This is a genomic window from Gimesia maris (genome assembly GCF_008298035.1).
In the GTDB taxonomy this organism is placed as follows: domain Bacteria; phylum Planctomycetota; class Planctomycetia; order Planctomycetales; family Planctomycetaceae; genus Gimesia; species Gimesia maris.
The window spans coordinates 356831-380431 of sequence record NZ_CP042910.1 but is presented as its reverse complement, the minus strand read 5'-3'; the positions used below and the strand labels follow the sequence as shown (position 1 = coordinate 380431).

At 51.3% G+C, this 23601-nt stretch carries 12 protein-coding genes; 6 read left to right on the top strand and 6 right to left on the bottom strand.

Going from position 1 to position 23601, the window contains the following annotated elements; all coding sequences use genetic code 11:
- Positions 1-105: 105 nt before the first annotated feature.
- From GmarT_RS01415 to GmarT_RS01405, 3 genes are all read right to left on the bottom strand, one after another.
- Positions 106-1446: a DUF1501 domain-containing protein gene (locus GmarT_RS01415; protein WP_002646850.1), complete on the bottom strand. Its 1341-nt coding sequence runs from the start codon at positions 1444-1446 to the stop codon at positions 106-108.
- Between the two features lie 56 nt (positions 1447-1502).
- Positions 1503-4964 carry a DUF1553 domain-containing protein gene (locus tag GmarT_RS01410; RefSeq protein ID WP_002646851.1) on the bottom strand — a complete coding sequence of 1154 codons (3462 nt, stop codon included), beginning with the start codon at positions 4962-4964 and terminating at the stop codon, positions 1503-1505.
- 311 nt (positions 4965-5275) lie between these two features.
- Positions 5276-8686, bottom strand: a complete 3411-nt coding sequence (locus GmarT_RS01405; RefSeq protein ID WP_230682387.1) for a DUF1553 domain-containing protein — start codon at positions 8684-8686, stop codon at positions 5276-5278.
- Positions 8687-9166: 480 nt separating this feature from the next.
- On the opposite strand from GmarT_RS01405, the gene GmarT_RS01400 reads away from it, so the two are divergent.
- The gene (locus tag GmarT_RS01400; RefSeq protein ID WP_002646853.1) at positions 9167-9766 is read left to right on the top strand and encodes a sigma-70 family RNA polymerase sigma factor; all 600 of its coding nucleotides are present in this window, start codon (positions 9167-9169) and stop codon (positions 9764-9766) included.
- A gap of 3 nt (positions 9767-9769) precedes the next feature.
- On the top strand, positions 9770-11200 hold the full coding sequence (locus GmarT_RS01395) for an anti-sigma factor family protein (protein ID WP_002646854.1): 1431 nt from the start codon (positions 9770-9772) through the stop codon (positions 11198-11200).
- 9 nt (positions 11201-11209) lie between these two features.
- On the opposite strand, the gene GmarT_RS01390 is transcribed toward GmarT_RS01395, so the two are convergent.
- Positions 11210-12874, bottom strand: a complete 1665-nt coding sequence (locus GmarT_RS01390; RefSeq protein WP_149302400.1) for an NCS2 family permease — start codon at positions 12872-12874, stop codon at positions 11210-11212.
- Between the two features lies 1 nt (position 12875).
- Positions 12876-13862, bottom strand: coding sequence for an adenosine kinase (locus GmarT_RS01385; RefSeq protein WP_002646856.1), 987 nt, complete (start codon positions 13860-13862; stop codon positions 12876-12878).
- Positions 13863-14169: 307 nt separating this feature from the next.
- On the opposite strand from GmarT_RS01385, the gene thiC reads away from it, so the two are divergent.
- Positions 14170-15987: a phosphomethylpyrimidine synthase ThiC gene (gene thiC, locus GmarT_RS01380; RefSeq protein ID WP_081459511.1), complete on the top strand. Its 1818-nt coding sequence runs from the start codon at positions 14170-14172 to the stop codon at positions 15985-15987.
- Between the two features lie 70 nt (positions 15988-16057).
- Here thiC and GmarT_RS01375 read toward each other — a convergent pair whose 3' ends face one another.
- Positions 16058-18175: a hypothetical protein gene (locus GmarT_RS01375; protein WP_149302399.1), complete on the bottom strand. Its 2118-nt coding sequence runs from the start codon at positions 18173-18175 to the stop codon at positions 16058-16060.
- A 332-nt stretch (positions 18176-18507) separates the two neighbouring features.
- Here GmarT_RS01375 and GmarT_RS01370 point away from each other — a divergent pair, with 332 nt between their 5' ends.
- The 3 genes from GmarT_RS01370 to GmarT_RS01360 all read left to right on the top strand — a co-directional run bounded on the left by GmarT_RS01370 (position 18508) and on the right by GmarT_RS01360 (position 23600).
- Positions 18508-19074, top strand: coding sequence for a YqgE/AlgH family protein (locus tag GmarT_RS01370; protein WP_002646861.1), 567 nt, complete (start codon positions 18508-18510; stop codon positions 19072-19074).
- 68 nt (positions 19075-19142) lie between these two features.
- The gene (locus tag GmarT_RS01365) at positions 19143-20108 is read left to right on the top strand and encodes an aldose 1-epimerase (protein WP_002646862.1); all 966 of its coding nucleotides are present in this window, start codon (positions 19143-19145) and stop codon (positions 20106-20108) included.
- A 21-nt stretch (positions 20109-20129) separates the two neighbouring features.
- Positions 20130-23600 (top strand): HEAT repeat domain-containing protein, encoded by a 3471-nt coding sequence (locus tag GmarT_RS01360; protein WP_002646863.1) that lies wholly within the window; start codon positions 20130-20132, stop codon positions 23598-23600.
- The last annotated feature ends 1 nt before the right edge of the window (position 23601 follow it).

The window sequence follows — 23601 nt, the reverse complement described above, 5'->3', positions numbered from 1 at the left end:
CAAGTCAGGATCGCTTTCCCGCCAGAACGCTCCGGAAACAAAATCGGGATGGCCTTTTTCAAGCCATCCCGATTTTCCGGAATTCGATTTATATGCCCAGGCTGCTCAGGAAAACAGTTCCCGCACGGGATCGCCCATATCCGTAATCGGCACAGGACGATCGCCGGCAAAGAGTTCTTCACTGGGGTCAATGCCCAGTGAAGCGTAGATCGTGGCGTGCAGATCGGGAACGGAGACCGGGCGGGAAACAATTGCTTCACCCAGTTCATTCGTCACACCAATGGTTTTTCCATTCTGCAGTCCGCCGCCTGCCAGGACCACACTGAAAGCCTTGGACTGATGGCCGCGTCCTCCGCCGGAATCAAATTTTGCGGGACGGCCAAATTCGGAAGCGACGACGATCAACGTTTTATCCAATAGCTTATTTTTCTCCAGATCGAGCACCAGCGTCGACAGCGCAGAATCCAGCTCTTTGATCAACAGATGCTGATTGAGCTGGCCGTCATTGTGCGTATCCCAGCCGGTACCATTTACAAAGTTCAGATTATGTGACACTTCAATGAACCGTACACCTGACTGAATCAGTCGGCGCGACAGCAGACAGCGCTGGCCGAACTCACCACCATAAGAATTGCGAAGATCGCTTTTCTCATTGTCCAGCTGGAACACTTTCATGAATTCAGGACCCGACAGACGCAGCGCTTCCGCTACCGACTGGTCATAATCCTGAATCGTCTGCCCCCCCACACTTTTCTGGCGGAACTCAGCCCGCATCTTCGTCAGCAGACGTTCGCGACGATCCTGACGACTCTGATTCACGCGGGAAGACCGTGTGAAGCCACTCGGTCCGGCACTGGTATCGGTCAGATAGATGTAACCCGCCTGACTGCCCAGGAACCCGGGACCACGTGTTACGTTAGGATATCCGATCAAAACATAGGCGGGAGCATGCTCACTGGCAGATCCCCGTTGATGCGCCACTACGGAACCGACTGAGGGGTAGGTAATCGTTCCGGTTGTCGGTCGTCCGGTATGCATACGGTTTGTGGCAGCCGCATGCTCGTCGATCACTTCGTGATGCACCGATCTCACAATGTTGAACCGGTCGAGTATCGGTGCGCATTTAGAAAGATGCTCACAGACTTCGGTGCCTTTAATTGCAGTCGGAATCGAATCGTAATAGGAACCGGCCTTTTTGGCCTTGGGATCTCCCTTGCGTTTCGGGTCCCAGGTATCGATGTGGCAGGAACCGCCGCCCAGCCAGATCATGATACAATGCTCGGCTTTACCCACCGGCATTGGGAGTTTTTTCGCACCATGTTTTTTATCAGCGTGTTGTTCAGACGCCAGTAACTGCTGCCAGGGAGTTCCCAGAGCAGACGCAGCCAGACCGGTGAGTGACGCCTGTCTTAAAAAGTCACGACGAGTAGATTCAAATGCATTCATGATTAACTCTTATATTTAATGTTGCAGGATGGTTTCTCTGTCGGATTCAAATTTCATTATGGTACAAACAGGAACTCCGGAGAGTTCAACAACGTCCAGAGCATATCTTCATAGCGATTTCGCCAATCCGCGTTCAAACGTTGCGTAGGAAGGTCCCCTTCTTTGACAGATGATTCCAGAGACACTTTGATTTCATTGGCCTCGGGACTCAAATGGTTTGACCAGGCGACCAGATTGCGTGGCAGTGGTTCTCGTGTAACGATTTCTGCCTTCTCGTTAACACGTTCTGTATAACCAGGCTGCAGCAGTTCGACAAACATTTTCAACTCACTCTGCGTCGGTTCACGCGTGAGTGTCTTCAGAAACGTAGACTTGACCAAGTCCGCTACAGACTGTTTCTCTAAAGCGAGAGCCGTAAAATCGCTGTCATCAGAAAGTCGGGTGAACCGTTTGCCGACAACACCATTTGCGAGAATGGCAGGCTGCAGAGCCGTTGCGGCATATTCGCGAACCGTCAAAGGACTTTGACGTGTGTCCCGCCAGCCGAACGTTTTCAGCAAGGTAATAAAGGGCTGTCCGAAAGGCAGTGCCAGACTGGGACGATCCCGCTCATTGGACGGGGATGTAAACTGCCAGGCGCGACGTGGCGTTCCCAGATCGAGTGAACTGTGGTAATCGCGGGCACCATCGATATCGATACACATCGGACCGGCGTCCAGGGGTTTCCCGCAGATCAAAAACAGCGAATCGACAATCTGTTCTGCTTCCATGCGACGCAGGACCGGTGAAGAAAAATGATAAGGTGTTTCGGTAAAACCTTCGACTTTTGAACTGTCGATCGCAGCCTCGCGCTGGTACAGATCCGACTCAAAAATCAACTGGGACAGATATTTCAGATCATAACCGTGAATCACAAACTGCTGCGACAGATACTTCAGCAGTTCCGGGTGGGAAGGTTCCTGGCCATCCCAGTCATCCACCGGTTCCACCAGACCATGCCCGAGATACCGTTTCCAGACACGATTCACAATCACGTTGGCAAAACGTTCGTTTTGAGGTGAAGTAATCGTAGCCGCCAGTTGCTGACGCGTATCCTGGGGAGAACGCAGGTAATTTTGGGGATAGGCGCCCGGTTTGACCAGTTCTTCGAATGTCCATTGGGGCGTCACTTTCTCGCCAGGCAGCAGCGTGACCGAAATCAACATGGAATTCGAGTTGAAATCAAAGCCGGGAACAGAGCTGGTTTTGGGGACGCCTTGCGAAGAACGCTTCAGCATGGCCGCCAGGCTGAACAGATCGCGTTGTTTGAAATCATGGAAGGGTGCATCGTGACAACGGGCACACTGCATATTCAGTCCCAGGAAAGTCTGACCGATAATATGTGCTTTGGCCGCCATCGGGGCATCGTTCTGCGAAGCCATTTCAAAACCGGCCGGTCCACCAAAATACTTGCTGCCTTCCATCATGACCAGTTCAGTCAGGAAGCGGTCGAAAGGTTTGTTATCATAAAACGATTCGTGAATCCACCAGCGGAAAGGTCCGGTATTATTCAATGTCGGGTTCACGATGTTCGGGTTTTCTGCGAGCACGTCCTGCCAGTATCCAACCCAACTGTCTGCCCAGGCGGGATCATGGATGAATCGTTGAATTGCTTTCGCACGTCGTGTTTTTGGATCGTCGGCGAGGTATGCGCTGATCTGCTCTGTGGTGGGTACGGTTCCCGTTGTGTCCAGGGAAAGTCGTCTTAGAAAAGCCAGATCCCCAAGTAGCGGTGCCTGGGCAATCTGCTCTTTCGCCAGTCGCTGATTGATAAAATGATCGATGGCGTTATTCGCCCGCAGTCCCTTGACTGCAGATGGCACATTCACCTGAGGCTGCTTGAGAATCTCTGCTTTTGCAAGTTGATGCCGCGATTCCCAGTACTGATCTTCCTTCGCGGAAGCTTCCCGGCGGCGTGCTGCATTCACCGCGATCAGGCTGTAACGATATTCGCGCTCGAAAGGCAGCCAGTCCTTGTCGGTCAGCATGACCAGCTGATCAGACGGAGTCAGAAGTTGAAAATCTTCACCGGGATTACCGATAAAAACCGCTGTCTCTCCGAAATCGGGACGATGCCGAGATCCGCCGACAATCATTTCGAAGCGAACGTGATGTGGTTTTCCATCACCGGTAAATTCAATGACTTTTTCCTGATCACCTCGATGCAGAGGGCGAATATTCGGCGCCAGGCTGCGATCCACTTTAAATACGTGACCGTGAGCCGAACCGGAAATCTTATGGAAGCCGGTCTCAGCAACCAGTTTGTCATCGATATACAGTCGCGAAGCATTGCGGGCACGAATCAGAATCCGCTTTTTCCCTTTCGGAATCACAACATTCGACATGGCACGCACCAGATAAGGATCGGGGCGATCCACTTTCACACCCCGTTCGGAATAGCGATTCGGAATCTCAATTAACGCAAAATGCGGTTGCGTGAACGATTCCGCCAGACGCGGAGGCCGGAACGTCCAGGATTTCTTATTGGGAATCCCTTCCAGAATATCCACTTTGACCCGATCTTCCGGAATTGCCGTCCAGTCGATCTGTGGATCAGGAGCATGATATTTGAAATGTGACGCCACCTGTTTTGCAGACAGGGCCTTCCGATAAACGGCCAGTTCATCCAGCTGACCGTCAAACGAGCTGCCAGCGGATCCTCCCATGGAAGAACCGATCCAGACTTCGTCGTTGTCAACCACGGGTGCCAGCGTCGTATCGCCGCCCATATCCCATTTCCCGGAAACAGGCTGACCGTCGACATACGCCTTCAGGCTCTTCTTTTTACCGAAGGTGTAAGTCACAGCAACATGATGCCAGTTGTGAGCACTGATCCCGGCTCCACTCGACGTCCAGCGATGGAAATCGGCTTTCTGATCTTTCTTCTCAGGTTGCCCCCGAAACAGAAAACTGATTTCAGAACCCGTAATTCGGAAGCCATAGTTCTGATTGTCCCGGGCAACCCCTTTGCGGTTCGTCCGTCCTTTTCCAATGATGTAATAATGACGACCCGCTTTTGTGGAATTCAGATTCACCCATGCTTCCAAGGTGATCGCATCTCCGGCAGTAAAATCGAGAATACTCTTCTCACCCGGATCTACCACCCGCAGAAAACCTTCGCCAGGCTGAAACGCTGCTGCCTGATTCTCCGTGGTAAATAAAGGAAACTCAGAAGGACGGGGACCAGCCGCGGGCTTTGCTAACTTGCCGCTGATGAGGGCTTTGACTGGTTCGGTCTTTTCCTTCACAGTCACGACGCTGTTGTAACCCTCTGAAGCGGGTGTCTCAAAATTCCAGTAGAGTGTCGGCTGGTCTGCCAGAATCAGCTCCCGATAGCTGGCAGGTACAGCAACTTTGGGACTTTTCTCTACTTCGGTACTTTTCTCTTTTTGAGCATAGGAGGGGCTCACTGACAGAGGCAGGGCGAGTAAGAGACTCAGCAGGCACAGGGAACGCTTAACGAATGCCAGGTAGTTCATAGCGGGCCATTCCAGAAAATCAGGTTCTCAGTAGAGACGTCACAGCAGGCGAGTTTTGTCAGAATCCAGACGTTCCAGATCTGACAAACATTACTGTACACAAGAATGTATTTATGTCATAAATCGTGACCTGCTCTAATATACCGGGACTCACGCTGATCTCACGGCAAATTATACTCGGATTGTCCAGTTTATGAAATTTTTGTGATAATCCCGTTCTAACCATGACTTTCCGCCTCTTCCTTTACGGAAGAGAGAAAACCTCTGAATAACAAAAGAACAGTAGATCCACGGTTCGAATCATCGATCAATTAAGGCACAAAGAGAAATTCAGGAGAATTCAACAAAGACCAGAGCATATCCTCGTAGCGGTTCCGCCAGTCATTGTTGAGTCGTTTGGTGGGTGGATCTCCTTTTTTCACTGCCCCTTCGAGTTCCACTTTAATTTCGTTTGCGCGGGAATTCACATGGTTAGACCAGCTGACCAGATTTCGCGGTAATCGCTCGCGGCTGACAAGTTCGGCCTGCGGATTCACCCGCTCAGCAAAACCGGGCTGCAGCAGTTCTGTAAACATGTTGAGCTCTTCAGTGGTTGGCTCACGCGTTAATGTTTTCATGACAGTCGTTTTAATCAAAGCCTGGAGAGTTACATCCTGTAATGCCAGCTCCGTGAAATCACTGTCATCAGAAAGACGGGTGAATCGCTGCCCTAAAATTCCATTGGCAAGGAGAGCCGGCTGGAGAGGGGTCGACGTCGATTCGCGAACCGTTTGGGGGCTTTGACGTGTGTCCCGCCAGCCGAATGTTTTCAGCAGAGTAATAAAAGGCTGACCGAACGGGAGCGCCAGACTGGGACGATCCCGTTCATTAGACGGGGATGTAAACTGCCAGGCGCGACGTGGCGTTCCCAGATCGAGTGAACTGTGATAATCGCGGGCACCATCGATATCGATACACATCGGACCGGCGTCCAGGGGTTTCCCGCAGATCAAAAACAGCGAATCGACAATCTGTTCTGCTTCCATGCGACGCAGGACCGGTGAAGAAAAATGATAAGGTGTTTCGGTAAAACCTTCGACTTTTGAACTGTCGATCGCAGCCTCGCGCTGGTACAGATCCGACTCAAAAATCAACTGGGACAGATATTTCAGATCATAACCGTGAATCACAAACTGCTGCGACAGATACTTCAGCAGTTCCGGGTGGGAAGGTTCCTGGCCATCCCAGTCATCCACCGGTTCCACCAGCCCATGCCCGAGATACCGCTTCCAGACACGATTCACAATCACATTCACAAAACGTTCGTTTTGAGGTGAGGTAATCGTAGCCGCCAGCTGCTGACGCGTATCCTGGGGAGAACGCAGGTAATTTTCCGGGAACTTGCCAGGCTTGACCAGTTCTTCGAACGTCCATTGGGGTGTTACTTTCTCGCCCGGCAGTAGTGTCACGGACACGAGCATGGAATTCGACTTGGGATCAAAACCGGGAATCGAGCTGGTTTTGGGGACGCCTTGCGAAGAACGCTTCAGCATGGCCGCCAGGCTGAACAGATCGCGTTGTTTGAAATCATGGAACGGGGCATCGTGACAGCGGGCACACTGCATATTCAGACCAAGGAAGGCCTGGCCAATGATATGCGCTTTGGCCGCCATCGGGGCATCGTTCTGCGAAGCCATTTCAAAACCGGCCGGTCCACCAAAATACTTGCTGCCTTCCATCAGGACCAGTTCGGTCAGGAAGCGGTCGAAAGGTTTGTTATCATAAAACGATTCGTGAATCCACCAGCGGAAGGGCCCGGTGTTATTCAATGTCGGGTTGAGGATATTCGGGTTCTCCGCCAGCACATCCTGCCAGTAACCAACCCAGCTGTCTGCCCAGGCGGGATCGTTGATCAGACGCTGAATCGCTTTCGCACGCCGCGTTTCCGGATCGTCAGCCAGATACGCATTAATTTGCCCTGGGGACGGCACAGTTCCCGTTGTGTCCAGGGAAAGTCGTCTTAGAAAAGCCAGATCCCCAAGTAGCGGTGTCTGAGCAATCTGCTCTTTCGCCAGTCGCAGATTGATAAAATGATCGATGGCGTTATTCGCCCGCAGTCCCTTGACTGCAGATGGCACTTTTACTTGAGGCTGCTTGAGTATCTCTGCTTTCGCAAGTTGATGCCGCGATTCCCAGTACTGATCTTCCTTCGCGGAAGCTTCCCGGCGGCGTGCTGCATTCACCGCGATCAGGCTGTAACGATATTCGCGTTCGAAAGGCAGCCAGTCCTTGTCGGTCAGCATGACCACCTGATCAGACGGAGTCAGAAGTTGAAAATCTTCACCGGGATTACCGATAAAAACCGCTGTCTCTCCGAAATCAGGACGATGCCGGGAACCGCCAACGATCATCTCGAAGCGAATGCGGTGCGGTTTACCATCGCCGGTATAATCGACAACCTGTTCCGTATCACCCCGGTGTAATGGACGAATATTTGGCGCCAGGCTCAGATCGACGTCGTAGACGATGTCGTGTCCGCTATTGGTAATTCTGTGGAAATCGGTTTTTGCTACCAGTTTGTCATCAATATAGAGCCGCGCAGCATTGCGGGCACGCAACAGAATCCGCTTTTTCCCTTGGGGGAGCGTCATGCGCGACATTGCCCGCACCATGAAGGGATCCGGCCGATCCACTTTCACGCCACGCTCGGAATAACGGTTGGGAATTTCAATGAAAGCGAAGTGTGGTTGTGTGAATGTTTCCGCCAGGCGAGGCGGCCGAAACTTCCAGGATTTTTTATTGGGAATCCCTTCCAGAATATCGACTCTGAGGCGATCTTCCGGAATCGTAGTCCAGTCCATCTGTGAATCGAAAGCCGCATATTCAAAGTGTGACGCCACCTGTTTTGCAGACAGGGCCTTCCGATAAACGGCCACTTCATCCAGCTGTCCATTAAAGGAACTGTTTGCTGACCCGCCCATCGAAGAACCAATCCAGACTTCATCATTGTCAACCACAGGTGTCCGCGAGGTATCGCCGCCTACATCCCATTTCCCGGAAACAGGCTGGCCGTCGACATACGCGTTCAGACTTTTCTTTTTGCCGAAGCTGTAAGTGACTGCGACATGATGCCAGTTATGGGTACTGATTCCCCCCCCGGAAGAAGTCCAGCGGTGGTATGTGGGTTTCTCACCTTTTTTTTCAGGCTGGGTGCAAAACAGAAAGCTGATTTCCGAGCCGGTCAGCCTCAAACTATAATTCTGATTGTCCCGGGCAACTCCTTTCCGGTTTGTGCGACCTTTCCCGATGATATAGTAGAACTGTCCGGATTTCGTGGAGTTGGGATTGATCCATGCTTCCAGGGTGATCGCATCGCCTGCAGTAAAATCAAAAATGCTTTTCTCACCGGGATCGACAACCCGCAGGAAGCCCTTGCCAGGCTGAAAGGCAGCCGCCTGATTCTGAGCATCAAACAAAGGAAATTCAGCAGGTCGAGGACCGGCGAGGAGATTCATCGGCTGGCCGCTCACCAGTGCCGGGACGGGTTTTCCCGCCTTTGACTTATCCGGGCTGCGCACTGCCTGGCTGTTGAAACCGTTTTGCTCGTACCGCTCGAAACTCCAGTAAGCCACTGGTTTATGGGAAAGAATCAGATCGCGGTAACTGACGGAAGATTTTGGTTTTTCCGCTTCAATTGCCGACGGCTGCTGATCTGCCGATGCAAGGCTCGTGAACAGAGACAAGGTTAATGTAACCAGAAATAGAGAATGAGCACTTTGAGTTACACGGTTCTGTTTCACAGCAGGCAATTCCGATATCAGTTTCCAGATCGCATCGGATTTTACAATAGTGTCTCTCAATCGATCAGACTCGGTCCCAAATGGACCGGGAGACGCTACTGCAAAACCGGACACAGTCTGAAAAGAAAGTTCACAACAGGCGAGTTTTGCGAAATTCAGGGATTCCTGATCTGACAAACAACATTGTCTTCAGGAACGTCACATGAGTGTAAATCATGATGTATTAAACTATACCGGAGGGAAGCCGAATCTCACACAAATTCATATCGAGATTCATCGATTTGAGTTTTTTTGCCTGAAAACTCCTCATTGTGTGAGATTTGAGAAATTCTGGTATATTAGACTGTGTCCAGTTTTACTTTAACGTCTCCCAGGCCAGTTGGGCCGAATACATTCGATTGAGAGACGCTATGGTTAAAAGTGATGCACTCTGGATCAGAGAATCATGACGCTGCCGACTGGTCGGCAGTAGGGACCGTAAGGATCAGCACCGTCTTGAAACCCGAAGAGATTGAAAAATTTGTCCAACTTCTAACTGCTCACCAGAGCAGGCTTTATGCTTATATTCGCTCACTGCTGCCTGATTCCCAGGCTGTTCAGGATGTGCTGCAGGAAACGAATCTCGTTCTCTGGCGCCGTTCGGAAGAATTTGAGGCAGACAGCAATTTTATCGCCTGGGCCTGTAAGGTCGCCTACTTTCAGGTCCTGGCTTATTATCGCGACAATAAGCGTGATTCAATGGTGTTTAATGTAGAGCTGGTAGAGATGCTGGCGAAACAGAATGAAGAGAAACTGGCGGGCGATCAGGACCTGCAGCGGGTACTTGCCCGTTGTGTTTCCAAGCTGCCAGAACAGAGCCGAAACCTGATTCAGCAGAGGTATACCTCAGGTGGCTCGGTACAAGCGATCGCAGAGGCGCAGGGGCGCTCTGTTGGAGCCGTGTCACAGACCCTCTATCGCATCCGGCAGCTATTACAAGAGTGCGTTCAGAAAACACTTGCCAGTGAGCAGGGAGAATTGTGAGTCATGAATCAGAAACCAAATCCTGAAGAAACACAGAACAACACTCAGGAAATCATTTCCGCCTTCCTGGATGGTGTATTGACGGATGAGGAAAACCAGAATTTCCTGAAACGTCTGGAAACCGATGAAGCAGCCCGCGAACTCTATCTGGAAATGATGAATACCGATTCCCTCCTGCAGTGGGAACAGGGGCACACCGAGCCGCTCCTCGATTTGTTCTGTCTGTCTCCTGAAAGAGAAACAGGTACTCCCCGTATCGATCCCGGCGTGGCATCAGCACGGAAGCAGCTCACTGTGATGCGGTATGCGCTGGCAACAACTCTCGTTGCCTGTCTGTTTCTGACGGTTCTACTCATGATGGACAGCACTCCGGCCCGCGCCGTCACACGGCTCGATTCCAGTGATGGCGTCCCCGCGGCAATGATTATCGAAGAACACCAACCGGTCTGGGAACGGACCGAGTGGACTCAGGATGTGAGTAAGCCACTGGTTCCCGGCTGGTTGAAACTCAAATCAGGACGCACACTCATCGACTTTTTGAGTGGTACGACCATCGCCCTGGAGGGGCCCGCAGAACTCGGAATCAATTCTGACAACCGCGCACACCTGAAGTCCGGACGCCTGGCAGTCGTCGGCAGCTCACGCGATCATGTGTTTACACTGACGACAGCGAATCTCACACTGCTGTCTCAATCTGCAAACTTTGGCCTGGCAGTCAATGCCGACGAACAGACAGAACTTCACGTGTTTACAGGCAGCGTCTCGATCACGCATTCACAGGAAAAACCGGATGCCGAGATCAATCAGGATCAGACACCGGAAACCATCGATGAGCGGGTTGTGACCGCTGGACAGGCGATTGTGTTTGACAGCACCGGATCGGAAGTAACTCGGCAACCGGCCGATCAGGGCGCCTTCCCGGCACGTGATCAGTTTTCCGTTGCGGATCCTCCAGGAGATATCCCCGCCATCAATTTTGCAGCACACAAAATCGAACCTTACAGTTTTCAGGACGGGCAATATGAACTACCCACTAATTACCAGCTGATAGAACAGGGAAAAGGAATTCGCCTGTGGGGGAATGCCTGGAAAACGCTGGAGGTCAACGCAGAAATCACCCCCAACACAGTGATCGAATTTGACTTCCGCTCCTTACATCAAGGCCAGATTCATGGTTTCGGCTTTGACAAAGACAAGAAGTACAACAAAGGGAACCAGGTCTTCCAGATTTACGGCTATGAAGCCTGGTCTCATATCGGGCAGCAGTTCAACACCTACACGGGAACAGGCTGGAAACGATTCCGCATTCGTGTGGGTCGGTACCTGACCGGGAAATATCGTTACCTGCACTTCATTGCAGATGAAGATGTAATCGCCCGGGCAGAAAGCCAGTTTCGTAATGTGCGGATTTATGAAGCGCCGACAAAACAGTAACGGGTGAACTCAGCGACTGAGATCCGGTTTGGGGTTCGGTTCTTCTGTTTCCTGAATGGCAGGTTCGTCTTTGCAGCCACCCAGAATCAGAAATGTGGCGGCGAACAAAAGATAGCCGATCGCAATGCCCGTCGCATGAAATGTCAATCCGTCGACTTTTTCGGCCGAAAGAAACGCCAGGCGAAAATGAATGTCATTATTAATGACTTCATACGCATTCGTCAGGCCCAGAAAAGCGAACAGGGCAGCGATTCCGGACCAGATTGCCGCTGAACGATATTTACCGTCGATCAGGCAGGCGCAGATGGCAGCCAGAATCATGCAGGTAAAAATAAAGCCGCGCTCCATCACGACCAGCCCATGTACCAGAAAGCCGTTCACTTCAGTAAACAGACTGGTCGATAAAACATCCTGAAGTGTTTTGCCCCCACCAACCAGGAACGTGCCTTGCATGATCGTCGCGCCCCAGGCAGCGATCGCCGGGAATAATCCCAGCGCCACAGCCGGTGCGTGCCTGCCGGGAGAGGCGGTAAACGCCTGCGCCGTAATCACCATACCAATCCAGAGCACAATCGCCACACCGGCTTCCAGAGGAATGATCCTGCTGATGACCCCCGTCGTTCCCGTCAGACAGATCAGCAGAAAGAAGATCCCGTTCAGTGTGGAATAGCCGGCCCGTGATCCCATTTCTTTCCAGCCCGGATGTCCAATATATATGGTTGTGGGAAAACAACTGCCCAGTAATGAAGCCATGATCGTTCCCACGCCATTGGCCATCATCGCCGGCCTGGCAGGGTAGCTGTCACCGGCGGCTTCAGCCGATTCGATGTTCTGCATGCTGCCGATCACATTGAACAGTCCCATCGGAAAGATTACCGACATATACCCGGCCCATTCGCCCGGCTCTTTCAACAGCTCCCATAAGGCTCCCCCAGCAAAGTGGGGACGATACCAGCCCGATTGTTCCCAGGCAGTTTTGATTGACTCTGCACTCATCGGTGATCCCTGCAGCATTTGAGGAATCACTTCCGGTAACACCCAGGCACAAATCGTCCCGACGATAATCGCCAGTAGTCCACCGGGAATCGGCACGGGTAATTTCTTATGCGAAAACAGCGTCAGCAGCACAACCGCAGCGGGCAGCATGGCAATCATCGGCCGTTGATAAATCTTCAGGACAAACGTCATTGAAATAAAACCAATGGCGATCCCGGCCAGTGTTGAGAGCAGAGCGGCACGTGGTGTGACTTGGCGAACGCGGTCGGCAATAAACGCCCCGGCGAACTCAATGACACCACTGCCGAAGCAGGCCAGCAGCCCCATCTGCCAGGCGGCTTCCGCGCTTTGGGTCCGCTGATAGACGGGTACCATCACAAAAAATATATACACCAGCAGGGAAGGCGTATTGATACCGTAAGGCAAGGCGCAGACATCACTCCGATTTTCCCGCTTCGCCAGCTGATGCGCCTGCCAGGCGTAGAAGATATTCCCAAACAGAATACTCAGCGCCGCGCCAGGCAAAATATACTGCAGCAACAATTCTGAATCAGCAGAGATCCCACACAGGCCGCACAACGCGACGATAAGCAGAAGCTGGACCAGGTTATCGATCATTAAAGCGAAAAAACCGTCCAGGTCGCGTCGTACGAAGAGGGGGTAATTGCTGTGCTTCATTTCAGTTCAACAGTTCCTGAATTTCATCCTGAGTAAACGGCTTTTTCAAGCGGGCGCCCAGCTGCGAGACAATACGGGCAGCGGCATGCGAAGCCAGGTGCCCCGCCTGGTGCCAGGTCAACCCGTTGGTGATTCCATACAGAATCCCGGCAGCGTACATATCGCCGGCACCGGTTGTATCTATGGCTTCCACATCAACGCCTTCAATGGGAATCACGCGACCTTCATGCATCAGAATCGAACCATCACCGCCCAGCGTCAATGCCAGGTTGGGGACATGATTGTGAATCACATGGGCACAATCGACGGCATCATGTTTACCCGTCAGGCTGCGGGCTTCTTCCAGATTGCAGAACAACAGATCCACGGGGCCTTCGATTAATTCCTGGAATTCATCCCGGAACAGATTGATCAGAAAGGGATCGGAGACCGTAAAAGCGACTTTGACACCATGTTTTTTTGCCAGCTCGATGGCGCGGTAGGCTGCACGTTTCTGTGTTTCTCCGGTAAACAGGTAGCCTTCAACATACACATATTTTGACTGTTTGATATGTTCTTCGTTAATGTCATCCACACTCAACGTGGCTGAGACACCCAGATTCGTAAGCATCGTCCGTTGTGCGTCATCCGTAATGAGCACCACACACGTTCCGGTCTGCCCCTCGGCCGCCGGTGGAACCTCAATCGTCACGCCCAGCTTACGCATATCAGCCAGGTCAAATTCCCCCAGCATGTCACTGCCCACTTTACCGGCGTAGGCTGCTTTGCCTCCGAAATCGGCGATTCCCAGAATCGTGTTGGCAGCCGAACCGCCGGCACACTGCGAAATGGGGGCGCCATCCAGTTCTCCCAGGACCTTCTGTTGGATTTCTTCATCCACCAGGGTCATGATTCCCTTGGCAAAACCGAGTTTCTGAAGTGTGGCGTCGGAGACGCGTGCCTGAATATCAACTAATGCGTTGCCAACGCCATAAACATCGTACTGCATGGATTCCCTTAACCTGATCAATTCCGAATTTTTTCAATTCCTCTTTTGTGTCAAAGAGGTAGCCCGCATCGACTTTTTTGATGATGTGCAGATCATAACTAATGCGACATTCAATGGGAAACCACAGAGAGTAAGCATCTATTGAGTTTGAAAAAAGCAGTCAGGTCACTACTATATAGGCAAGAATTCTCTTCCAGGCCCTGTTACTGTCTCTGAGAGACTTCCCGGAACCGGATTCTTAAAAACCCAACACGGCGACTAATCGACTCGATTCACCGCATCACACTTTACAAGGATGCTTCTACACATGACTAACTCCTCCTCTGCGAACGACTTGCTGTACTCACTGCCACCCATTGGTGGAAACCCCTCGACACGTCCGAACCAGACCAATCCGGGGAGCTTCGCAAATCCGCCACAGATCGCTCCCGGAGCAAAAGGAGCGTTGACGTTCTCGTCTCCCGATACGCCGGGCATGCCCGCTCCTTCAGAAAAAACCGCCTGGGACTTCATGCCAGCAGGCTGGGAACTGAAACCAGGCTGTGAAGAAAACTATGAAACCGCCGACGCCTGGACCCCCCCGGCTGACTTCCTGCCGGTCACCCAACTGGAATTCGCCCGTTGTGGAACCATCACGCCGGAAATGGAACGGATCGCCGAACGGGAACCACATCTGCTTGCCGAACAGATCCGCGATGAAGTCGCAGCCGGCCGCATGATTATTCCTGCCAACAAAGTGCACCTGGGATATCAACTCGACCCGATGGCCATTGGTCGTGCTTCCAAGACCAAGGTCAACGCCAACATGGGCGCCTCGCCCGTTTCTTCCGGGACGGATGAAGAAATTGAAAAACTCAAATGGGCCGAGCAATGGGGTGCCGACACAGTAATGGACCTCTCCACCGGTGGCGATATTGACGGCTGTCGGCAGGCGATCATTCAGAACAGCTCGGTTCCCATTGGTACGGTTCCCATTTATTCCATGATCATTGCCCGTCGCCTGGAAGATCTGGATCATGCCAGCATTCTGCAGATGCTCGAACATCAGGCCAAACAGGGTGTCGACTATTTCACGATTCACGCTGGCGTACTTCAGGAACACCTTTCGCTCGTCGCCCAGCGTCTGATCGGCATCGTCAGCCGCGGCGGTTCTCTGCTGGCAAAATGGATGCTCCACAATAAACAGCAGAACCCCATGTACGAACTCTGGGATGAAATCTGCGAAATCATGCGGGAATACGACGTCAGCTTTTCCATCGGTGACGGCTTGCGTCCTGGCGGACTGGCAGATGGCTCAGACCGTGCCCAGCTGGCAGAACTGTGCGTGCTGGGTGAATTGACAGAACGTGCTTGGAAAAAAGGGGTGCAGGTCATGATCGAAGGACCAGGACATATCTCCTTCGACCAGATCGAGTTCAACATGAAACTCCAGCGGACACTCTGTCATGGGGCACCATTCTATGTACTGGGCCCCCTGGTCACCGACATCTTCCCTGGTTACGACCATATCACCAGCTGTATCGGTGCCACCGCCGCAGGCTATCACGGTGCCAGCATGCTCTGCTACGTGACTCCGAAAGAACATCTGGGGCTGCCTAAAAAAGACGACGTCAAACAGGGGTGTATCGCTTACAAGATTGCCGCTCATGCAGCAGATGTGGCGCTGGGAATTCCCGGAACCCGCGACCGGGACGATGATCTTACCGAAGCCCGGGCCGCCCTCAACTGGGAAAAGCACTTTGAACTGAGCTTCGACCCCGATACCGCACGTGCGTTACACGACGAAGACCTGGATGTGGATACCGATTTCTGTGCCATGTGCGGTCACGACTGGTGCAGCGTGCGTATCTCCAAGGAGATCCAGGAATTCATGTCAGGTAAATCGGAAGATTATGCCTGGGATAAAGCGAAAAAGTCTCTGCCATTAACAGCCGAGCAACAGGAAATTCTGGAGAAGCGCGGCGTGCTCAGCCCGGATGAAATTCACAAGCTGGCTTCAAAAGTCAAAAAAGAAATGGTGGGCGAACAGGATAAAGCATCCTGCCACAGTGATTATGTGGCCCCTGAAGAAGCACAACAGATGCAGACCTCGAAACAGCTGCCTGTTTTGAATGAACGCCCCTGAGTCTTCACAGAATTTTAACCGCGTGAAACAAAAACGCGAGTCTCTCCTACCAGGCGAGGCTCGCTTTTTTTCAACCTCTCAGCTTTAGTCCGCCGGCAATAAAGCCACAGACGACCAGCACCAGAGTCACGATTCCGCGTATACTTTTTCCCAGGCGAAAACCATTGATATTCGAAATCCCTGAATTGCAGTGAGGACAGGGAGCTCTTGCACCCTGCCCCTCCGCTGTAAATTTGCGGTCGCAATCCATGCATTGGTAAACTTTGTCGCCTGCTTTGACACCACAGTGCGGACAGCTTGTAAACAGGATGGAACTCGAAGTATGAGATTCATTGCAGATCGGGCATTGATGTTCATACTTTGATAATTGGAAGTCAGGAACTGCTGGAGCAGGATTGGGATTAAAATCAGGGAACGAATCATCTGGTGAATTCCGTGCATTCATACCAGAATTTGCTGCCATCTGGTTCCTGTCTCTCTGCTGCATTTCACGTACTTTCTGCTGGGCCTCCTGCAGGGCGGAACTCTGGGGACCACCAGTCATATTTCTGCCCCCCATGCCCGGGTTCCCCCCCGGCATCCCCATCCGTCCCGGAATTCCTCCGGGTATTCCCATGCGGCCAGGAATCCCGCCGGGAACTCCTGGATTGCCCCCCTCATTCATGGCCAGTTGATCGGTCTGTTTCTGCTTACGCGGCTTGATCAGACTTAGATCAGAGTCGCTGAAGAATTCTGTAATGAACAGTTCTTCTTTCTTGCCGGTATTCAGAACAGCCACTGATTCGCCATAAGCCAGACGGACAAATTTTCCTTTCAGCTTTCGCTTATTTAAATCGGTGAATACATGAAACTCTTTTTCCCGCTCTTCCGGCGTGAGCGTCACCTCGGTTGTTTCCGGGAAAAAGTTCCCTGGAACTTCTTTTTTCAGGCGCTCCTGCACGTAAACCTGGTCTTCAGCACTGAAGTTCTGATAGGGGAACTCCTGCTCCATTCCTGTTTGTGTAATTAACAGGGTGACATTGCCGTCCTCCATTTTGACATAAGAGGCGGCAACCGAATTGCCCGACAAATCGGTCCATTTACGTTGAAAATTGAGTCGCATGAACTGTTTCAGTCGAGTCGGTGACAGATTGCGATCGGGATCTTCACGATAGGCCAGAGGAATTTCATCCAACCGGCCATGCATTTTCAAAGCATCCCGCAACAGTTGCAAATCTTCGGGGATGAGCGTTCCGATATGTACGTTGATAAAACCAACCGGATTGCCTAAAAACATCACTTCGCGGCCATTGATACGCGTAAATTTCGCTTCCGATTTCTTCCCCTGCTTATCAGTCCAGACACGATAATCATTCATGACTGCAACCAGTTTGGGATCGATTTCCGTATTTGCTTTTTCCACATCCGGATCTTCGTCTGCTTTCGCTGCTTCACTCATTTCTGCACCTGCCTCGACTTTCGCGGGCGCAGCAGCAGGACCGACCATCGATCCCGGATCAGTTGCCCTGGCCTTCAGGGCTTCTGGAAGAAGTGCCACCAGATTATTGTGCTGATGATAACCAATGATCCACTCGATGTCTTTTTCACTGAGCTCATCCAGGGGCACCTGGATCGAACCACCTGCGTCTTTTAGCAGCGTGACTTTCTCTTGCGAACTCACAGACAGCAGTTTGGCTTTATGTCGCGTCCCATCTTTCAATGTGAATTCTCGGACGGTAAATGGTTTGAATGAATCTTTCTCAGCAGCAGGCTGCGCAGTTTCAGCAGGCATCGATTCTGCAGCCGGTTTCGCAGGAGACGGCTCTGAGGCAGGTTGAGAAGGCGTCGATTCCACAGGTGGGGACGGATCCGGACTGGTCGACGTCACTGCTTCTTTCTGGGGTTTTCGATATTCGGGTGGCAGCAAGCTTAACAGTTTTTTCCGCTTGTGATATTCGTAGATCCAGTTCAGATCTTTCACACTTAATTTTTCCAGGGGAACACGCACCGTCCCCTCTCCCTCCAGTTTAAGTGTCGCTGTGGGGCCGGTGATGGTAATCAGCTTCCCGGTCGCCTCAGTTCCATCGCGATAGGTCCAGTTACGCACGGTAAAACGTTCGTAACTTTCTTCAGCAGACAACGTCTGAGAGAGAACTAATGAGTAAAGCATCGCGCACAAAACAGCAAATTGCGTTTTTGACGTCTTCATTGGAACCAGCCCATGTTATAAAATGAGGATTCGGGCGCTTAAGAAAACCTTGAATTTGACACCAGACAATAAATACCAGAATAGCCCACATCCGTTCAAGTTGAAATACTGAACATTGAATATTTTCGGATTCACGGTCAGGCCACTTCCCGATTTCAGTTGATCCATCAAATCCCTGTAACAGGTCCTGATGAAAAGGTGATCCTGATCTGAAAACCTGACTCTGTTTTTTCCGCTTTTAGGCAGTTATAATACATTTTGTGCAGTTATACCGTTTTTTTAACCCGTTTTTACTCAGTAGAATATCCAATCGAAGGAGAGTGATTCGCTTTATGCTGAAATCTTTGAAGGGGCATTTTTTAGTCGCGTCCCGTAAGCTGAACGATCTCAATTTTTATCGATCTGTTGTGCTGATCGTGGAACATAACGAACAGGGAGCTACCGGTCTGATTGTCAATCGCCCTTCCTCCTTTTCGATTACGAACGCATTGTCGCGTTATTTTGACATGCCCAAACTTGAGGACATGGTATTTATGGGCGGACCGGTCGAGCCAAACGGGATGTTTGCCCTGCATAACGCCGGGGATCTCGAAAAATCAACTGAGGCAATTGTCCCGGACTTGTTCATGGGCAGCAGCCCTGAGATCTTTGAACAGGTCATCTGGCGCATCTCCGAGGGAGACCCGCATCTGGATTTTCGGATCTTTTTCGGTTGTGCCGGCTGGGCACCTTTGCAGCTGGAATCCGAAATAAATCGGATGGACTGGCTCAATACCCCTGCGACCACGGAAGACATCTTTGAAATTGACCCCTATGATATCTGGGACACCCTGCTGGATCGTGCCATGGCAGAACGACGCTTTTTGCCTCAGGAAACGGCACACCCCGAGTGGAACTGATGAACGCTGCTGACAAACTGATCTTTGAACGATCTCTATAATCCACCTGATGAAAAGTATCCTCTCGCATGACGCCCATTCAGATTAAAGACCCGGAAACCGGTTCCTACGCCAACATACTACCAGAGTTAGGATTCAACTGTTATGAATTCCAGGCAATGGTCGATGGTCAGCCGATTGACGTCATTGACGCACATCCTGATTTCGCATCAGGAAATCAGCGTCCCAGCAGTGGTGGCATTCCCATTCTGTTCCCTTTCCCGAACCGCATCGCCAACGCGCACTTTCAGTGGGATGGAACCCCTTATGAACTCCCCCCTGACAAAACCTATCATGACAAAACCGGCAACGCGATTCATGGTTTCTGTCTGGACCTTCCCTGGCGGGTCATTTCGCAGGAAGAGTCTGCTGTGACAGGCCAGTTTCAATTGAGTATCGACGGGAAACACCGACTGAAATACTGGCCCGGCGACATCTTCATTGAAGTTCGATACGAAGTCAAAGGGACCACCTTACGGGCAGACATCCGCGTCGGTAACCCCGGTTCCGGTTCGATTCCCTGGGGGCTGGGAACACATCCTTACTTTAAGGTGCCCCTGTCAGAATCCGGCCATCTCAAAAACTGCCTGGTGGAGTCACCAGCCAGCGAGGAATGGGTGCTCGAAGACTGTCTTCCCGTCGGCGTCAAGAAGTCGATTGGAAAATCACACGACCTGCGGGAAGGTGCCTGGCTGGATCAGCTGCAGGCAGACGATATTCTCACTGGCATGCCTGAAGATATCGATCAATACGAGTGCCTGATCATGGATGAGCAGGCAGGACTGGTCGTCACCCAGGACTATGATGCGATCTTCACCGAGCTGGTTGTGTTCACGCCCCCCGACCGGGATTGTGTCTGCCTGGAGCCATACACGTGCGTGACAAACGCCATTAATCTGCTCAACGCTGATGTGGAAACCGGGCTCCGGGTACTGCCTCCGGAATCGGAGATCAAAACCTGGATTGAAATTCGGGCCGGTAAAGTTATTGTCTGATAAAACGTCGGGAGAAACAGGATGACAAATCGAATCTGTCTGCTGCTGTGTCTGACACTCTCTACCCTGCTTCCCACACAAGTTTACTCCCAGGCGGAAAGCCGGCGAAAGCAGCAGGTTTCAACGGAAGGTCCACAGACAAAGGCGCAAAGCCTGCAGTTACTCAATGACATAGAAGCGCGGCTCAAGTCCGTGAATCAGCCGACCGCCCACCAGCCTCCCGTGAGCGCGCAGACTTCAGCTTTTATCATCGTTGACGATACTGTCAGGGGAGTCACCCACAACAGGGCGCCCAATGGGTTGTATTTTTTCCTGACGCGTCTGATTCTGATAAACCAGAGCCCGCAACCCCTCAAACTGGTCCGCAGCCAGATTAAAGCAGTAGTAGATGGCCAGGAAGTTCCCATCCGTACTTTGCCTTCCAATCTGGCAAACCATAATGTCCAGTTGGGAAAACGCAACCTGCGACTGAATAGTTTAAATTTTCAAGATCAGATCACTGTCCCTCCGGGTGAACAGGACAGTCTGTGGATATTACTCACCGACTTACCGGGGGCGCCCCATATTCCTGAAATCGAATTTCAAGTCTCTGTCATTGATCAGACGCTGAAACTGAATGTGAATCGCTTCGAACTCGGCAAACTGAAATACGCCGTCAAATTGCTGGGGCCCAGTCAGTGTCTGGCAGAACTTATTGTCAGCGGCGAATTAAATTCGATCAATTACGGAAGCCTGATTCAGGTAATAGACCAATTGACGACTCAGAACATCAAACGCTTCGTCATACATTTCCCCGATCAGAATACTCAGATCGACACCTCTGTGAAAAACTGGCTGCCTCGTGCAGCAAATCAGGTAGGTACGAATGCAATGGTGAATCCCACGCTACCTGTCTTTCCCAGCATGATCACGGAATTGCATCTCTCCGGGGAAGTCATAAAGGATTCCAGAGTTCCTTATCTCGGAATCAATAAAGGCCAAGTTATTCATGAAAAAGAATCTGAGGCGATTCACGCTGCACTCGACAGTGCCATGAGTGTCCTCACCAGGGAAAAAGTGGCTGAACAGATCCGGACGGGATCACCGGCTGTGAAAATCGCAGCTCTCATCAGTGGCGGCCGACAGCTGACAAATGAAGAGCTGCCACTGATTCTGGAACTCACATCAGATCCCGACCCGCTTGTGCAACAGGCCGCGCTATTTGCGTTACGTTACCTCGGGGATCCTCGCGGCTATGAACGGTTGGCTCAGGTTGCCAGTACAGTCGGTCCGCAGTCTGAAGTCGCTATTGCCAGCCTGGCAGAGTCCCGGTTTTCCCAGGGCCAGAAGGTTCTCTTGAAACTGTTAAAAGAAAGCCCCCCGGCTTCTCAAAAAACAATGATTGGGATTATCGCACAGAGCCCGCGACCGCAGTGGGGAGACGCCATCTATGAATTCATTTCCAGTGACGATCTGGAACTCCGAAAAGCAGCGATCAAGGCACTGGTCCTGAATGGCCATCCGCGACTCTTCGAAATTTTGACAAACGCACTGCAGTCGCCCAATCCGGAAATCCGTGAAGTTGCCTTCCAGGAACTGATTCAGCAGAAAGACAATGAAAGTGAAGTACTGGCCTTGAATTATGTGCTGTCACAGCTGGAACAGACGGCACCAACCCGGGCTATGCTTTCGTTTCTTGATCGAATGAAAGATCCGCGTGCCATCCCGTTTCTGTTTCATCATCTGGAAAATCTGAAACTCGATGCCGGACTGCGGGTTGCCATTATTAATACACTGGCTTCTATCGGTGACCAGACTGTGGAAGCCGGTTTCCTGAAAGTTTATCCCCAGGCGAATTCCAACGAAAAACAGCTGATCGTCACCTCTCTGCAGAAGATCGATTCACCGCAGTATTTTGAACTGGCGGAGCAGGCATTGAATGACAGCAACTTACAGGTTGTGAGTGGCGCGATCAAGAGCCTTCGCGCCTCCGGTTCCCTCGAAGCAGTCAAAATTTTACAGAAAACATTACGTAAAACAGATCAGGCCTCTACCTGGAATGCGATATTTTCATCTCTGTTTTCGATCGGCACGCCCGAGGCACGACAGATCATCATGGATGCCCGGTTTGAAGGAAATCTCAATGAGAAAAAGCGGGCCGCTGCAACGGCACTCAATAATATTTACATGCGTTCGCCTGGCTACCAGTACGTGAAAAATGGTGACAGGGAACAGGGTAATAAACAATACGAGGAAGCTCTGCAAGAATACCAGACTGCCCTCAGCATCGATTCACTGCTCGTACCGGCCTACCTGGGTATCGTGAATGTTCAAAATGCGCTGCAGAAATATGAAGAGGCTCTCAAGACTGCAGATCAGGGACTGGAAATCGACGGCATGAACGCGCGATTGTATGTCTCGAAAGGGATGATCTACAGCAATCAGTCTCAATCTGAAGCAGCACTGCAGCAGTTTCATAAAGCAATTGAAATTGCTCCGCTCGATCATTTTGCCTATGTAATGCTGGCATCGCATTATTCCAAACACAATCAAAACGATAAAGCACTGGAAGCCTATGATGACGCGATCCAGGCCAACCCGCGATATATGAATCTGTACGATTTCAAAGCCGATCTCCAGCTCTCGCTCAAACGCCCCGACGATGCTCTCAAAACTTATGATCAGGCGATACAAATCAATCCCAGCCAGATCAAAGCCTATTTCAGCAAGATTACCCTGCTCCGTAAACTCAAACGCTATCACCAGGTCATCGCCGTTTGTGATGATATTCTGAATGAAAACAGCCTGAAGAGAAACAGCGATTACCTGAAATACGCATACCTGACAAAAGCCAATACCTATCAGCAACTCTCTCAGCTGGAGGAGGCGATCGCCGCCTGTGACGCTGCGATTAAAATCAGCCCCGGGGAAATGCAGCCCTACCTCACCAAAGCTCATATTTATACCGAAGCAGAGCAATGGGAAAAAGCATTGCACGTATATGATCAGATGATTCAGGATCCCACGATCCAGAAAGACAATCGTCTGATAGACGCCTTTACCGGCCGCGGGCATATGAATTTACAACGCATGGACTGGCAGGCTGCTCAGAAGGATTTTCAGCGGGCTTTTGAGATTGACAACAAAAGTTCACAGGCAATTACCGGTCTGGCGATCTGCATGGTCTATAATCACCAGGAAGAGAAAGCCATTTCCTTCGTCAACGAACAGTTAAAAAACTTCGAAGAAGATGGGCTGTTTCACTATAATGTCGCCTGCGTTTACGGACGGGCGTTAATCAATCTGAAGGATCAGAAAAAAACACCTGGCGTCCAGAAAACCGTAGAAGGTTATCAGGAAACAGCAATCCAGCATCTGCACAAGGCATCCGAACTTGGATTTCAAGATGTGGAGTGGATGCAAAAAGACCCGGATCTCAGTGAAATACAGTCGCTTTCAGCATTCAAAACGCTGGTGCAGACTCTCCAAAAGAAAGCAAATTCACTGCAATAGT

Bases quoted from the DNA above. Each gene is read 5' to 3' on its own strand.
- GmarT_RS01365 (WP_002646862.1), top strand. From the start codon at position 19,143: ATGACGCCCATTCAGATTAAAGACCCGGAAACCGGTTCCTACGCCAAC.
- GmarT_RS01415 (WP_002646850.1), bottom strand. From the start codon at position 1,446: ATGAATGCATTTGAATCTACTCGTCGTGACTTTTTAAGACAGGCGTCA.
- GmarT_RS01375 (WP_149302399.1), bottom strand. From the start codon at position 18,175: ATGAAGACGTCAAAAACGCAATTTGCTGTTTTGTGCGCGATGCTTTAC.
- GmarT_RS01390 (WP_149302400.1), bottom strand. From the start codon at position 12,874: ATGAAGCACAGCAATTACCCCCTCTTCGTACGACGCGACCTGGACGGT.
- thiC (WP_081459511.1), top strand. From the start codon at position 14,170: ATGACTAACTCCTCCTCTGCGAACGACTTGCTGTACTCACTGCCACCC.
- GmarT_RS01410 (WP_002646851.1), bottom strand. From the start codon at position 4,964: ATGAACTACCTGGCATTCGTTAAGCGTTCCCTGTGCCTGCTGAGTCTC.
- GmarT_RS01370 (WP_002646861.1), top strand. From the start codon at position 18,508: ATGCTGAAATCTTTGAAGGGGCATTTTTTAGTCGCGTCCCGTAAGCTG.
- GmarT_RS01395 (WP_002646854.1), top strand. From the start codon at position 9,770: ATGAATCAGAAACCAAATCCTGAAGAAACACAGAACAACACTCAGGAA.
- GmarT_RS01385 (WP_002646856.1), bottom strand. From the start codon at position 13,862: ATGCAGTACGATGTTTATGGCGTTGGCAACGCATTAGTTGATATTCAG.
- GmarT_RS01360 (WP_002646863.1), top strand. From the start codon at position 20,130: ATGACAAATCGAATCTGTCTGCTGCTGTGTCTGACACTCTCTACCCTG.
- GmarT_RS01400 (WP_002646853.1), top strand. From the start codon at position 9,167: ATGCACTCTGGATCAGAGAATCATGACGCTGCCGACTGGTCGGCAGTA.